The sequence below is a fragment of the Flavobacterium sp. GL_143 genome (assembly GCF_057834355.1).
In genome coordinates this window covers 2,702,909-2,719,522 of sequence record NZ_CM174401.1, presented here as the reverse complement: position 1 = coordinate 2,719,522, position 16,614 = coordinate 2,702,909, and the positions used below count along the sequence as shown (strand labels likewise).

Annotated in this window: 6 protein-coding genes; 1 reads left to right on the top strand and 5 read right to left on the bottom strand. The window is 35.8% G+C overall.

Annotated features, from left to right (window positions below):
• Positions 1–225: 225 nt before the first annotated feature.
• On the bottom strand, positions 226–366 hold the full coding sequence (locus AC3IPI_RS11930; protein WP_489159144.1) for a hypothetical protein: 141 nt from the start codon (positions 364–366) through the stop codon (positions 226–228).
• Positions 367–2,202: 1,836 nt separating this feature from the next.
• Between AC3IPI_RS11930 and AC3IPI_RS11925 the strand changes: the two genes are divergently transcribed.
• Positions 2,203–3,648: an IS1182 family transposase gene (locus tag AC3IPI_RS11925; RefSeq protein WP_489153512.1), complete on the top strand. Its 1,446-nt coding sequence runs from the start codon at positions 2,203–2,205 to the stop codon at positions 3,646–3,648.
• Between the two features lie 395 nt (positions 3,649–4,043).
• On the opposite strand, the gene AC3IPI_RS11920 is transcribed toward AC3IPI_RS11925, so the two are convergent.
• From AC3IPI_RS11920 to AC3IPI_RS11905, 4 genes are all read right to left on the bottom strand, one after another.
• Positions 4,044–4,715, bottom strand: coding sequence for a tetratricopeptide repeat protein (locus AC3IPI_RS11920; protein WP_489159143.1), 672 nt, complete (start codon positions 4,713–4,715; stop codon positions 4,044–4,046).
• Positions 4,716–4,891: 176 nt separating this feature from the next.
• Complete coding sequence (locus tag AC3IPI_RS11915) at positions 4,892–6,838, bottom strand: OmpA family protein (protein WP_489159229.1); 1,947 nt, start codon at positions 6,836–6,838, stop codon at positions 4,892–4,894.
• 67 nt (positions 6,839–6,905) lie between these two features.
• Positions 6,906–7,817 (bottom strand): PorP/SprF family type IX secretion system membrane protein, encoded by a 912-nt coding sequence (locus tag AC3IPI_RS11910; protein ID WP_489159142.1) that lies wholly within the window; start codon positions 7,815–7,817, stop codon positions 6,906–6,908.
• Positions 7,818–7,954: 137 nt separating this feature from the next.
• The gene (locus AC3IPI_RS11905; RefSeq protein WP_489159141.1) at positions 7,955–16,282 is read right to left on the bottom strand and encodes a T9SS type B sorting domain-containing protein; all 8,328 of its coding nucleotides are present in this window, start codon (positions 16,280–16,282) and stop codon (positions 7,955–7,957) included.
• Positions 16,283–16,614: the final 332 nt, after the last annotated feature.

The following is a 16,614-nucleotide window of genomic DNA, read 5'->3' as shown; positions in this document are numbered from 1 at the left end:
TTTAAAATAAAAAAAGGGATTCAATTTCTTTAAATTATCTACAAAATGGTCCGAGAATTGTCCTGTTAGAGCTCCCATTTGCAGTAAACACAATACTCTCCAAAAAATCATCATTATTTACAATTCCTTTTGAAAATTTTACCTCACCTGATATAAAAACATCTCCAGATAACCGAAATATCGGCTGTAAATTACTGTTGTCAAACAAAACGTTATTGAACTCACTTAATTTACTACCAATGATGCCTTGATTTTTAAATCCTCCAAAGTGAGTGAATCCATATAAATTGGATTAAAACTAACTATTCCATCATTGTTAAAATTACCTTGAAAAAGAGCGTCTCCATTATTTTCATACTCAGCCATTTTCTAATTATCAAAATCTGACATAAAAGATGTGATTGCATTTGGACTAACATATGATTCCCCAACATTTACCGTCTGAGAATTATATAACTATACACTTTCGTTCGAAACAATTTTTAATTTCCTAATAAAATCTTCCGCAATTTCTCCTGCAAAGAAATCTAAATACTTCGCTTTATAATAATTGCCTCTGGATATTGCAGCAAATTACCAACTTCCTCAACAGAATTAAATTCTTTACTTTCTAGTAGATTTTTCAATAAAATTGATTTTTCACTCATGAGAAATTGATTTGATGCTTTATCATAAATATTTCTAAATAACAATTTGTATTTAGAAACACTCTTTCCTGCCTTCTTTGCCAGAAATTTAATCGTTGGGAATTGATTGTATAATTTTTTTAATAAATACTCCTTCGATTTTTAAATTGCATTAAAATCAATTTTGGACACTTCACCCCTACTAACGGTAGAATAACTATCAATAATTTTAGACCAATACCTTTCTAAGAAAAATCATGATCAGCATCAAACACTACAATTAATAACTTGATAAATTTCACCTTTATATCCTCTTCTGAAAGGTTATAAAAAACACCAATAAAATCATTTATATTATTTTTTATTAATCGATGTGGTAGATTACATCAACATAAAGAGCTACTATAGTTTCTCCACACTTTTAAAATTATTAATCACCCATCAGAGTTGTACTCCGAACTTTAACAAAATCTCCTTAATCTGATTATCCATTTTTTTGAGAAACTAGCTCAAAACAAATCAACTTCATCATTGTTGCTCTTTTTTATTTATTATCAATAATACTATATAATTCATAAAATAAAAACACAAATGCAAAAAAATTAAGTAATAAGAAAAACATTTCATAACAAAATTACTTTTTTTAATAAAATAAAAATTGCAAAAAAAGCCTTAATAATATAACTATTCTTCAATATTTCAACTTAAAATCTCAGTTCAATATTTTAAAATAATAAAATCTAGCATAAGCTTACAATTTATAAAAAATGTAAAAACTAAAACTTATCAAACAACAACAATTGTCTTCAATATAAAACATACTTTTACCCCAATTGAATGACTCTGAAATAAATTATTAATAGATTTGTCATGTTGAAATTCATTGTTACATAAATTAAAATCACAGTAGTTGTTTTTCTAAATCCTATTTTTAAACTTGTGCAAGATTTAATATAATTTAACCTACCGAATTACTTTTCAATCAGTTGAGTAAATAACATTTCAATTTTCGCGCAATTCCCTAAATGTATAAAATCGAAGTTCATATTTTTTGTAGCTTATTCATTTTGAAGCGTCCAATTGAATTTTACTTCTGAAACAAATTCAACATAATGGAATGAGACAAAGATGGTTTGTATCCAAAAAAATACATAATCAAACATTTGTTTCTTGATGTTTTTTGTTTTTTATCTTTCTATAAATAGGCATTATTGTCTTTACATTGTTTGGTCCTAAATCCGATACATTAATCATATCTCGTTTTGAAACTTTCTATTCATTAACTCTTTTCGGAAAGACAAATTAATTATTTATACGACATAGTATAACTGTATAATTATATCACAATCCGTTTTTAATCTCTCTAAGTAATCAAGAAATATTTTTTATACTGTCAACAACAGAATAAGGAGAAACTACGCTCTATCCAAAATCTCTGACAGAAAAAAGCATATTATTAAAATTGAGGGCACTGAAAAAGTCTTTTCACGAATAAATTGTTAATTAAAAGGAGTAGAAGCTAAAAGTTTTTGCTCCTTTTTTTGTATCTTTTGAGTGTAATCATAAGGCTTTTTAGATGTTAATTCAACAGCAACAAATTCAGTTTAGTCCCTATTCCTCATTATATGATTTAATTGTTCCTCAGGATAATCTCCTTAGAAAAATCAACGAACTCATCGACTTCTCATTCATCTACGATGAGTTGCTAAATAAATATTGCATCACTAATGGTCGCACAGCAGAAAGCCCAGTGCGTATGTTTAAGTATTTACTTCTAAAAACAATTTATGATGTCTCGGATGTTGATGTAGTAGAACGTTCACGTTTTGATATGTCTTTTAAGTATTTCTTAGAAATGACACCAGAGGAGAGTGTTATTAATCCAAGTTCTTTAACGAAATTTCGTAAACTTCGCCTGAAGGATACGGACTTATTAAATCTACTCATTGGTAAAACAGTATCTATAGCCGTCGAAAAGGGAATCATCAGATCCAGGTCTATTATAGTTGATGCTACACACACTTTATCAAGATCAAATCCATTTGCAGCAATTGATGTATTAAGAGAGCGCTCTAAACTTCTACGAAGAACAGTATATTTATTTGATGACCAATTCAAAGAGCATATGCCCGAGAAGAACAATACCAATGAATTGGAAAAAGAATTAGCCTATTGTAAAGAACTGGAGCAGCGCATAGAAAAAGAAGAATCTTTGAGTTCTATACCTGCTGTAAAAGAAAAGCTAAATCTGCTTAAAGAAACTATAGAAGATACTCAGGAAAATTTTATCTTATCAAAAGATATAGATGCTAAAACAGGTCATAAATCCGCAGATAGCTCTTTCTTTGGATACAAGACTCATTTAGCGATGACCGAAGAGCGAATCATCACAGCGGCTGTAGTTACCTCAGGAGAGAAAGCAGATGGTCCAGAGTTACCAAAACTCTTAGAGATTAGTCAGCAAAACGGAATTGATGTAAATACCATTATTGGTGATGGAGCTTATTCAGGAACAGAAAATCTCAAGCGAGCAAACGGGAAAAATATTAGAGTTGTAGCTAAGTTAAATGTTTCAGTAGCAAATGGGACAAGAAAAGAGGAAGATAAATTTCAATATAATAAAGATGCCGATAGAATGGTTTGTCCTGCAGGACATATGGCTATACGAAAAGCTAGACAGGGCAAAAAAAATGTTGGAAAAAATCAAACATATACCTACTATTTCGATGTCGAAAAATGCAAATCTTGTTCTTTAAAACAGGGGTGTTATAAAGGGGCAAAAACAAAAACCTACTGTGTAAGGATAAAATCAGACTTACACCAAGAACAAATCGCCTTTCAAGAAACGGATTATTTCAAAGAAAAAGCAAAACATCGATACAAAATAGAGGCTAAAAATAGTGAGTTAAAAAACGTACATGGCTATGATAGAGCAATATCGTACGGCATTGCCAATATGCAAATGCAAGGAGCAATGGCTATTTTTACAGTCAACTTAAAAAGAATACTGAAATTAATGTAAGAAATTTATAAAATAAGTATGCCTACACAAAATGCCCCTCTATAAATCAAAAATCGATACATATAGCTGGAAATCAAAAACAGATATAAAACGAAAAACGCTTACAACGGATATTTTTAAATCCTGTTATAAGCGTTTTTTCATTGTCTAAAAAATAAACCTGATTAAAATAAGGGATGTTTTTCAGTGCCCTCTTAAAATTCCATAAGGTTTTTCACGATAACATTATTAAACATCTTTTAGTATCTATAAAACAAAAGAATTACATGCAATACAAAACACTTACAAAACAAAAAGACAGTTGTAAAATATTTTTACAACTGTCTAATTACATATTTCTATCTAACAAATCCCTAACGCATATTTGATAAACAGAACAATTTAATTGTTTCTGTCTATTTTATTATTTTCATTTTACTTTCAAATAGTGCCATTATTTTATCTGCTTTTTCTTTTTGTCCAACCCTTCTCAATGACTGAGCATATCTGTAATAATACGAAGCTTCTATTTCAGGAGACACTTTCAGTAACTTTGCATAATACCAAACGGCTTCATTCATTTTACCATTAAAATAACATTCATCTGCCACTTTTATAAGCATATCTACTGTAACATATCCCTGGTCAACAATTCTCTTATACGTATCTGTTGGGTGTACAAAAATATATTTTTGGTTTTCGGCTACAGCAATATCCGAAATTTTAATTGGAGGAATCGTTGTTGTATCATTATTATCTTTACTGTGCTTGGGCAGCATTTCAATTTTAGCGACTCTTCTCTTTTTATAAATAGGCGTTATTGTTCTTGTGTTGTTTGGTCCTAAATCATATGTATCAATCATGTCTAATTTTGAAACTTCATATTTGGTGACTTTTTTTCCAAAAACCATATTAATTGTTTCCACGACATAGTACGATTTTATAACTAGATCTCCATCAGCTTCAATATCTTTTGATGAAGATGTATTTTTTGTAGTAACGACAGGAGTAATAGAAACATTATTCTGCCCAAAACTTCTAGAAGAAAAAACACATAAGCTTATTATAATAATTTTAAAAGTTTTCATGATAACACTTATTATCTAAAATATCTTTTTAGAATTTTACAACCAATTCCCAGAACTAAATCACTCCTTTTAATGTAAAAAATTCATCATTTTAAATACAATAAAAAAATATCTAACATTTCTATCAAACAATTTTTCTTGCTTATAGAGCTTTATCAAACTCAAACAATCAAGTATTACAACTTCGTAATAATAAACTCTGAACGTCTATTAGCCGAATGTTGCTCTTCTGTACAACTTGACACATTAGTCGGTTCGCAACCGCAATCATTCACCAATTTTGATTCGCCATAACCTTTACCAGTTAATCTCTTTGGACTAATTCCCTTTTTGACAAACCAGGCAATAGTTGATTTGGCTCTTCGATCTGATAATTTCATGTTATAAGCATACGTTTGTCTACAATCCGTATGAGAACGAACATCAATTTCTAAGTTAGGATGCTGATTTAATACATCAAGTATTTTTGCTAATTCTAATTCAGCTTTCCTTGTTATATTGGCTTTATCTAAATCAAAATAAATCATTTTTATGTCAAAGCATTTCCCCAAATCATCACCAACTGTAACTCTGCATCCTTCTCCTACTGGATCCAGAATTAACGATAAATCAATTTTTTCGGTTGTCTCGGCAATAACGACGTTTTTTTCATTGGCATTGTATTCTATTTTTTCTGCTCTTGCAACATATGACTTCCCACATTCTACAGCAAAAGAATAATTACCATTATCATCTGTTATTGTTGAATTTATTTCTTTTGACAAGTTATCAAATAATGAAATTTTCACCTTCGCAAGTGGCAATCCGCTTTTTTTGTCAGTTACTATGCCAGATAATAATCGTTCGCAAGTGTATGCTATTTTCTTAGTTTCTACAAAGCTATAAATATCGTCACTTCCTTCACCGCCTTCTCGATTGGAACTTATAAATCCTGTTCTTGTCCCTTCATTAATTAAAAAAGCAAAATCATCTTTGGAACTATTCAACGGTTCCCCTACATTTATCACATCTCCAAAATTACCACTTTTGTCTAATTTAGACACAAAAACATCCAAACCTCCAAGGCCAGGATGCCCATCTGAAGCAAAGTACAATTCATTTTCTGCAGTTATCGTCGGAAAAGTCTCGCGTCCTTCTGTATTTATTCCCTTTCCTAAATTGACAGGAGTTCCAAAACTTCCATTATCATTGATTTTTACTTTAAAAATATCTGATCCTCCTAAAGTTCCAGGCATATTGGATGCAAAATACAACGTTTTATTATCTGCACTTAAAGCGGGATGTGCAACGCTGTATTCATTACTGTTAAATGGCAGCTCTTTTATATTGGTCCATTTATCACCCTGTAGTTTTGCCTGATAAATTTTCAATCGAGTAGTTCCTTCCTTATCTTTTCCTTTTTTTCTTAAATAATTGTTTCTTGTAAAATAAACAGTAGTACCATCTTTTGTAAAAACAGGTGTAGATTCATGCAATTTAGTATTAAGCATCTTTCCGTAATTTTTTACCCCAGATAGTTTTCCTTCCGAATTCATCTCAGCGGAATACAGATTTGTAAATCCTTCTCCTGTCCAGGAATGTTTTTTTGTTATGACAGTTCCAGTATCTCTTGCTGAGGCAAAAATTATTTTATCCTTATAATATGCACTCCCGTAATCTGAATGTTTTGAATTAATTCCGGCGTTTTCAATTTGATAACGGCCAGAATTCTTTTTAATTACATCTAAGTAATTTTTTTGAGATGATGCCAACACACCGCGGGAATCTAAGCTATTTATTTTATAAAATTTAGACATCATTTCATCAGCTTTTTTATAATCTTGTATTCCCTTTAATGATTGAGCATAACGATAGTAATATTCTGGTGCCACATCCTGAGTAAATGAAAATAATTCATTGTACCACTTTGCTGCATTGTTTAAATCAGCATTAAAATAATATGAGTCCCCAAGTTTTTCAAGCATATCTTGTGACTTATATCCTTTTTCATAAATACGCTCATAGGTTTTTATCGCATCAATATAGGCATATTTATCGAACTCCTTATCTCCTTTTATCTCTCTTGTTTTCTGTGAATAAGCATTCATCGAACAAACAAATATTAGTAAGAAAAAAAGTTTCATTGCTGCTGATTTTTTATAATAGTTTCTTTGAAACTTGTAAATTTTCGTTTTCATAAATAAGTAAATTTTAAAAGAATCTTGGAGAAATTATTCGATTCGTTTTGTTAGGTAATTCAAATCTCAAAAATATTTCATGAGAGCCTGAATTATAATTATTTAATTTAGTGGTTTCTAAATCGTAACCATAACCAATATACATACCATCAGTAATCTGAAAACCAGCCATAGCACTTACTGACGCACTCCATCTCCAGGCCAATCCCAAAACAAATTTATCATTAAACATGAAATTTCCTGACACATCCAATTGCAATGGAGATCCTGATACACCTTTCAATAAAAAAGCTGGTTTAAACTTTAAACTAGGAGATAAATCAAAAACATAACCTCCTATTAAATACAGGTTCATTTTCTCTTTATTAACTACTACTTCATTGTCATTATATCTATTGCTCTCAAATAAATTAGGTGCTGATAATCCTACATACAATTGATCAGAATGGAAATATATACCTGCTCCTACATTAGGAGAAAAACTATTATCAAAGTTTTGTAAAGATGGATCATTTGAGTCTTTGGGATTTAATTTGCTAGGGTCTAGACTAAAAAAATTACCACTTGCTTTCACTCCAAAAGATAATTTATAAAATGCTGAAGTTTGAATAGTGTAAGATAAATCTGCTGACAACGTATTCTCTTGAGTTGGTCCCAATTTATCACTAACGAAAGACAATCCTCCTCCAAGATTACTTCCCAAAGGGGAATTAATTGAAAAAGTACCAGTCCTTGGTGCGCCGTCTAACCCAACCCATTGGGTTCTGTACAATCCAAAAATACTCATTACCCCCCTTGATCCGGCATAAGCTGGATTCACATTAATAGTATTATACATGTATTGGGTATACTGAGCATCCTGCTGGGCATAACTCCCTAAACTTGTTAGGAGTAATATTGCGAAAAAAGTATTTTTAATTTTCATATGTAAATCCTATTTATTTGTTTTTAGAATACTATCTCTTTTTAATTAATAATCAATATAACACTGACCACACAGCTTAACATTTAGAAAAAAATTATATAAGGGGACAATAATTATATTGTCCCCTGTATATTCTCCTATTTCGTTAGATATAAATATCCTGCTTTGCTTAAAATTCTTCCTTCGAAATCTGTAAATTTCAAAATGTAATAGTAAGTCCCATCAGGTAATCCTTCTGACTGTGTAATTGTAGCTCGTCCATCAGAGAAACCTTTAAATGAAATCTCCTTATTATTATAGCCTTCTGCCGAATAGACAAGTACTCCCCAGCGATTGTAGATTTCAACTGAATTTTTAGGATAACAATCTAAACCTTCAATATGGAAGTAATCATTATCTCCATCTCCATTTGCAGAAACAAGATTAAAGACTTCTAATTTACAGCCATTAATAGTTAAAACTGTTACTCTATCATTGGCAACACTACTATCGTCAGATAAATCTTTAACAATAATACCTAGTGGACTTGTTCCTGAAACAGTTGCCTGATTAGAAACACTACCGTTACTTAAATCTTGAGCTGTAATTGTATAAGTTCCTGTGAAACTTGTACTGTCACTTTCGCCAGCCAATAAAGATATTGGGCCGCCAGAGATAACAACTCCAGGTAATGGATCACTGATTGTAATATCAACCAATGGAACATCTCCCGTATTAGTTACGACAAAATTATATCGTATTTTTTCTCCTACTTGTGCTAATCCATCTCCATTCTCATCCAGAAACTCAGCAGTTTTTACCAAAGCAATAGATGGATTTTGCGGAAGTACTTTAATTGTAACATTTGCACTATCACAGTTTGTTGGGTTCAATACATCGCAAATCATATAATTAACAATATAGATTCCTGAAGCTGTATTTGGAGATACACTTACAGTACCATCATCATTTAATATTAAACCATCTGGAACCGTAATTCCTGTTAGTTTTATCTCTCCTGTACTTAATACTATAGGATTACCATTTAGGGTATCATTCCCTAGAACTACACCTGTTTTACCTCCTGGATAACTGTAAATTTGAGTTCCAGTATAGTCATCATCAACAGCATCGATTACTGGAACTATTACTGGTACAGTTACTATTGCTGTATCACAATTTGTAGCGCTCAATTTCTCACAGATTTGGTAGGTAATAGTATAAATACCTGCTGGTGTTCCTACTGGAATACTTACTATACCTGTAGCTGGATTAACAACTGGAACTGGAGCTCCTGAAGTTAATGGCGTAGCTGGATTACTTACCACTAAGTTTACATCTGTAATACTTACAGCCAAACCGTTCAAAGTATCGTTTGTTAAAACATTACCCACTGTTGGATTACCCAATCCTCCATTACTTGGTGGCATTGTATCATTTACCGCATCGATCGGATTCAATACCACGATAGTATCTGTTACCGCATCACAATTGGATGGTACTACCGCCAATCCTGTCGTTGGGTTTACCTCACATATCGTGTACGTGATTGGATAACTTCCTGATGGAGTATTTGGCGCAAGGGTCAATATTCCTTGGTTGTCAATTGATAATGGTCCTGCTGTTACAGGGGTAACATCAGTATTATCAGCCGTTACCGTAACTCCGTTCAAGGTATCATTTGTCGTTACGTTTCCAACTGTGGTTGGAGTTGTAGTACCTGGTGTTTGTGTTGGGAAAGTATCTGCAACTGCATCAATTGGATTTAAAACTACGATAGTTATAGTTTCTGAATAACAATTTGATGGCACTACCGCCAATCCTGTCACCGGGTTTACCTCACATATCGTGTACGTGATTGGGTAACTTCCTGATGGAGTGTTGGGCGCAAGGGTTACTACTCCTGTTGGATCGATAGAAATCGGCCCTGCTGTTACTGGAGTAACGTCTGTATTGTCTGCAGTCACTGGAACTCCGTTCAACATATCATTTGTCGTTACGTTACCAACTGTTATCGGTACTGTTGTACTTGGTGTTTGTGTTGGGAAAGTATCTCTTACATTATTATTAAATGAATTTAAAATTACGATAGTTGTTGTTACCGAATCACAATTTGAAGGCACTACTGCCAATCCCGTTACCGGGTTTACCTCACATATCGTGTACGTGATTGGATAGCTACCTGATGGGGTATTTGGCGCAAGGGTCAATATTCCTTGGTCATCAATTGATAATGGTCCTGCTGTTACCGGAGTAACATTAGTATTGCTAGCCGTTACCGGAACTCCGTTCAAGGTATCATTTGTCGTTACGTTTCCAACTGTGGTTGGAGTTGTAGTACCTGATGTTTGTGTTGGGAAAGTATCTGCAACTGCATCAATTGGATTTAAAACTACGATAGTTATAGTTTCTGAATAACAATTTGATGGCACTACCGCCAATCCTGTCACCGGGTTTACCTCACATATCGTGTACGTGATTGGGTAACTTCCTGATGGAGTGTTGGGCGCAAGGGTTACTACTCCTGTTGGATCGATAGAAATCGGCCCTGCTGTTACTGGAGTAACGTCTGTATTGTCTGCAGTCACTGGAACTCCGTTCAACATATCATTTGTCGTTACGTTACCAACTGTTATCGGTACTGTTGTACTTGGTGTTTGTGTTGGGAAAGTATCTCTTACATTATTATTAAATGAATTTAAAATTACGATAGTTGTTGTTACCGAATCACAATTGGATGGCACTACTGCCAATCCTGTTACCGGGTTTACCTCACATATCGTGTACGTGATTGGATAACTTCCTGATGGAGTGTTTGGCGCAAGCGTTACTACTCCTGTTGCATTGATAGAAACCGGACCTGCTGTTACCGGAGTAACGTCTGTATTGCTAGCCGTTACCGGAACTCCATTTAAGGTATCGTTTGTCGTTACATTTCCAACCGTTGTCGGTACTGTAGTACCTGGTGTCTGTGTTGGGAAAGTATCTGCAACTGCATCAATTGGATTTGAAACTACGATAGTTATAGTTTCTGAATTACAATTTGATGGCACTACCGCCAATCCTGTTACCGGGTTAACCTCACATATCGTGTACGTGATTGGGTAACTTCCTGATGGGGTGTTGGGCGCAAGGGTTACTACTCCTGTTGCATTGATAGAAACCGGTCCTGCTGTTACCGGAGTAACATCAGTATTGCTAGCCGTTACCGGAACTCCATTTAAGGTATCATTTGTCGTTACATTTCCAACTGTGGTTGGAGTTGTAGTACCTGGTGTCTGTGTTGGGAAAGTATCGCTTACACTATTAATTGAATTTGAAACTACGATAGTTGTTGATACCGAATCACAATTGGAAGGCACTACTGCCAATCCTGTTACCGGGTTTACCTCACATATCGTGTACGTGATTGGGTAACTGCCTGATGGGGTGTTGGGCGCAAGGGTTACTACTCCTGTTGCATCAATAGAAACAGGTCCTGCTGTTACCGGAGTAACGTCTGTATTGCTAGCCGTTACCGGAACTCCATTTAAGGTATCGTTTGTCGTTACATTTCCAACTGTTGTCGGTACTGTAGTACCTGGTGTCTGTGTTGGGAAAGTATCTGCAACTGCATCAATTGGATTTGAAACTACGATAGTTATAGTTTCTGAATTACAATTTGATGGCACTACCGCCAATCCTGTTACCGGGTTAACCTCACATATCGTGTACGTGATTGGGTAACTTCCTGATGGGGTGTTGGGCGCAAGGGTTACTACTCCTGTTGCATTGATAGAAACAGGTCCTGCTGTTACCGGAGTAACATCAGTATTACTAGCCGTTACCGGAACTCCATTTAAGGTATCGTTTGTCGTTACATTTCCAACTGTAGTTGGAGTTGTAGTACCTGGTGTCTGTGTTGGGAAAGTATCTGCAACAGTATCAATTGATCCTGACACTACAACAGTAGTTGTTACCGAATCACAATTGGATGGCACTACTGCCAATCCTGTTACCGGGTTTACCTCACATATCGTGTACGTGATTGGATAACTTCCTGATGGAGTGTTTGGCGCAAGCGTTACTACTCCTGTTGCATTGATAGAAACCGGACCTGCTGTTACCGGAGTAACGTCTGTATTGCTAGCCGTTACCGGAACTCCATTTAAGGTATCGTTTGTCGTTACATTTCCAACCGTTGTCGGTACTGTAGTACCTGGTGTCTGTGTTGGGAAAGTATCTGCAACTGCATCAATTGGATTTGAAACTACGATAGTTATAGTTTCTGAATTACAATTTGATGGCACTACCGCCAATCCTGTTACCGGGTTAACCTCACATATCGTGTACGTGATTGGGTAACTTCCTGATGGGGTGTTGGGCGCAAGGGTTACTACTCCTGTTGCATTGATAGAAACCGGTCCTGCTGTTACCGGAGTAACATCAGTATTATCAGCCGTTACCGGAACTCCATTTAAGGTATCGTTTGTCGTTACATTTCCAACTGTAGTTGGAGTTGTAGTACCTGGTGTCTGTGTTGGGAAAGTATCTGCAACAGTATCAATTGATCCTGACACTACAACAGTAGTTGTTACCGAATCACAATTGGATGGCACTACTGCCAATCCTGTTACCGGGTTTACCTCACATATCGTGTACGTGATTGGATAACTTCCTGATGGAGTGTTTGGCGCAAGCGTTACTACTCCTGTTGCATTGATAGAAACCGGACCTGCTGTTACCGGAGTAACATCAGTATTGCTAGCCGTTACCGGAACTCCATTTAAGGTATCGTTTGTCGTTACATTTCCAACCGTTGTCGGTACTGTAGTACCTGGTGTCTGTGTTGGGAAAGTATCTGCAACTGCATCAATTGGATTTGAAACTACGATAGTTATAGTTTCTGAATTACAATTTGATGGCACTACCGCCAATCCTGTTACCGGGTTAACCTCACATATCGTGTACGTGATTGGGTAACTTCCTGATGGGGTGTTGGGCGCAAGGGTTACTACTCCTGTTGCATTGATAGAAACCGGTCCTGCTGTTACCGGAGTAACATCAGTATTGCTAGCCGTTACCGGAACTCCATTTAAGGTATCATTTGTCGTTACATTTCCAACTGTGGTTGGAGTTGTAGTACCTGGTGTCTGTGTTGGGAAAGTATCGCTTACACTATTAATTGAATTTGAAACTACGATAGTTGTTGATACCGAATCACAATTGGAAGGCACTACTGCCAATCCTGTTACCGGGTTTACCTCACATATCGTGTACGTGATTGGATAACTTCCTGATGGGGTGTTGGGCGCAAGCGTTACTACTCCTGTTGCATTGATAGAAACCGGACCTGCTGTTACCGGAGTAACATCAGTATTGCTAGCCGTTACCGGAACTCCGTTCAAGGTATCATTTGTCGTTACATTTCCAACTGTGGTTGGAGTTGTAGTACCTGGTGTCTGTGTTGGGAAAGTATCAACTACTGCATCAATTGATCCTGACACTACAACAGTAGTTGTTACTGAATCACAATTGGAAGGCACTACTGCCAATCCTGTTACCGGGTTTACCTCACATATCGTGTACGTGATTGGATAACTTCCTGATGGGGTGTTGGGCGCAAGCGTTACTACTCCTGTTGCATCAATAGAAACAGGTCCTGCTGTTACCGGAGTAACATCAGTATTGCTAGCCGTTACCGGAACTCCATTTAAGGTATCATTTGTCGTTACATTTCCAACTGTGGTTGGAGTTGTAGTACCTGGTGTTTGTGTTGGGAAAGTATCGCTTACACTATTAATTGAATTTGAAACTACGATAGTTGTTGATACTGAATCACAATTGGAAGGCACTACTGCCAATCCTGTTACCGGGTTTACCTCACATATCGTGTACGTGATTGGATAACTTCCTGATGGAGTGTTTGGCGCAAGGCTTACTACTCCTGTTGCATTGATAGAAACAGGTCCTGCTGTTACCGGAGTAACATCAGTATTGCTAGCCGTTACCGGAACTCCATTTAATGTATCGTTTGTCGTTACATTTCCAACTGTGGTTGGAGTTGTAGTACCTGGTGTTTGTGTTGGGAAAGTATCTGCAACTGCATCAATTGGATTCAATACCACGATAGTATCTGTTACCGAATCACAATTTGAAGGCACTACTGCCAATCCTGTCACCGGGTTTACCTCACATATCGTGTACGTGATTGGATAACTTCCTGATGGAGTGTTTGGCGCAAGGCTTACTACTCCTGTTGCATCAATAGAAACAGGTCCTGCTGTTACCGGAGTAACATCAGTATTACTAGCCGTTACCGGAACTCCATTTAATGTATCGTTTGTCGTTACATTTCCAACTGTGGTTGGAGTTGTAGTACCTGGTGTTTGTGTTGGGAAAGTATCTGCAACTGCATCAATTGGATTCAATACCACGATAGTATCTGTTACCGAATCACAATTTGAAGGCACTACTGCCAATCCTGTCACCGGGTTTACCTCACATATCGTGTACGTGATTGGATAACTTCCTGATGGAGTGTTTGGCGCAAGGCTTACTACTCCTGTTGCATCAATAGAAACAGGTCCTGCTGTTACCGGAGTAACATCAGTATTACTAGCCGTAACCAGAACTCCATTTAATGTATCGTTTGTCGTTACATTTCCAACCGTTGTCGGTACTGTTGTACCTGGTGTTTGTGTTGGGAAAGTATCTGCAACTGCATCAATTGGATTTGAAACTACAACAGTAGTTGTTACTGAATCACAATTTGAAGGAGTCACTGCAGTACCTGTAGTTGGGTCAACCTCACATATCGAGTACGTAATTGGATAACTGCCTGATGGTGTGTTGGCCGCAAGGGTTACTACTCCTGTTGCATCGATAGAAACCGGACCTGCTGTTACCGGAGTAACATCAGTATTGCTAGCCGTTACCGGAACTCCGTTCAAGGTATCATTTGTCGTTACATTTCCAACTGTGGTTGGAGTTGTAGTACCTGGTGTTTGTGTTGGGAAAGTATCAACTACTGCATCGATACAATTTGTAACTATAAAAACAACAACATTACTACCCGGTAAGTCACTACAACTTCCGGAACGTGTAACTCTTTTAAAATAAGTAGTAACATTTATAGTAGGTGGATCATAATTTAAACCTGTAGCTCCAACTATATCAGTAAAAGTAATATTATCAGTGCTAGATTGCCATTGATATGTAAAACCTCCAACTCCTCCAGATACATTAGTACTACCTACTATATTTGCAGGATCTCCAGACCCACAAGTAAAAGGAGTTGTTGCAGGCTGCGTAACTGTGTTACCTAAGATTGCCGGCTCCATTACATCATAGGTAATGGTTGAAATATTAGACGACTTACCATAAGTATCATCAAAAGAATAGCGTATTGTAACCGGACCTGTAATTAATCTGTTTGCAGGAGTAAAAACAACCTGATTCGTTACCGCATCATAAGTAAATGTACCTTTATCTATAATAGTATATGACTGCTGTATTCCTGGTGCTAAAGGATCTAAATCTACACTTGCTCTATTAACAGAACCTCCAGCATTGATTGTACTGTTGTCATTTGCTAAAAAATCAAAAGAAGTCGCTATTCCAGCGCAACCATAAAATGAATCATCATTTGATACCGGGATCTGTAATCCATCGGGATCACCAACATCAATCCTTAAATTCTGAATCTCATGAAAATCTGTAGTACTTCCTGTAGAAGCTGAGATCGCAAACTTTAAAGTGGCCGGAGAAATATTCGTATCAGCAAAATTATCTACAACCTTAGTACGTGTAGATCCATGAGTGATATATATAGTAATAAAATACCCTCCACCAACCCGTGGTTTTAATTCGAATTCTGCTTTTCTATAACCTGGATCACCAAATACCGCATTTCTATCATTACCTTTAATATAGAATGGAGAAGCTAAAGCAGTAGTTTGAGTGCCTGTTAAATAATTATATCCTGGACCTTGACCTCTCAAAGCTATACTACTAGGCATTCGGCCTGGTCCATCTGGTCGCCCCTCCACAGCCCATGAAAAATAACCAAAATCGTCCAAAACAGCACCAAGATATCCGCCCTCAAAATTAAAATAACCAAAAGACCCACCACCATACCCGATGGCAGGAGTAGTTACTGATCCATCGTATAAAATGAAACCAATACCATCGGCACCACCACCACCGTGAGTAAAATACTCAAATGAAATATTGATACCAAAATTAGAAGGAAACACAATACCTTCAGATGTTATAAAAGAACTTTGACCCCGTAAATAAGACGTAAGCCTCAGATAGCCACTACCTTCCGGATCATTATATCCTCCTTCTATCGGTCCGGCTCCCCCAGTCAGGAAAGCAGTAGGAGCTCCATAAAAGCTAACCCCTGGAGCAGTACTGTTTTTAAAACTTTCCGCATAAGGAAACTGAGCCCTTACCTGATAACTACCAAAAAACAGGGCAGTACCTATTAAAAATCTATGCAAAAATTTGCATTTTAAAAAACCATTTATTCCCATTTTTTTTTTTAATTTATTTTTATATTAATACTGTAACAGCCTAAAAAGATTTCCTTTAAAGAAAAAAAAACTTAAATAAGTATCTATATTCTTAACTAGGATAGTCACAGTAAGTGAAATATTCATTTTAGTAAATAATAACTTAGCTATAAAAATAAATAGCTTTTAGATCAAGTTTCATCCTAAGTAGTTACAAGAAGTATTTTCTCTAGTAACCATATTTAGTATGAAAATTCCTTCAAGTATGAAATTCGTACATACTTTCGATATTACAATGTCAGCAACACTTACTGGCACAT

Excerpts from the sequence above, each read along its gene's own strand:
- AC3IPI_RS11930 (WP_489159144.1), bottom strand. The coding sequence starts at position 366 with ATGGCTGAGTATGAAAATAATGGAGACGCTCTTTTTCAAGGTAATTTT.
- AC3IPI_RS11925 (WP_489153512.1), top strand. The coding sequence starts at position 2,203 with ATGTTAATTCAACAGCAACAAATTCAGTTTAGTCCCTATTCCTCATTA.
- AC3IPI_RS11920 (WP_489159143.1), bottom strand. The coding sequence starts at position 4,715 with ATGAAAACTTTTAAAATTATTATAATAAGCTTATGTGTTTTTTCTTCT.
- AC3IPI_RS11915 (WP_489159229.1), bottom strand. The coding sequence starts at position 6,838 with ATGAAACTTTTTTTCTTACTAATATTTGTTTGTTCGATGAATGCTTAT.
- AC3IPI_RS11910 (WP_489159142.1), bottom strand. The coding sequence starts at position 7,817 with ATGAAAATTAAAAATACTTTTTTCGCAATATTACTCCTAACAAGTTTA.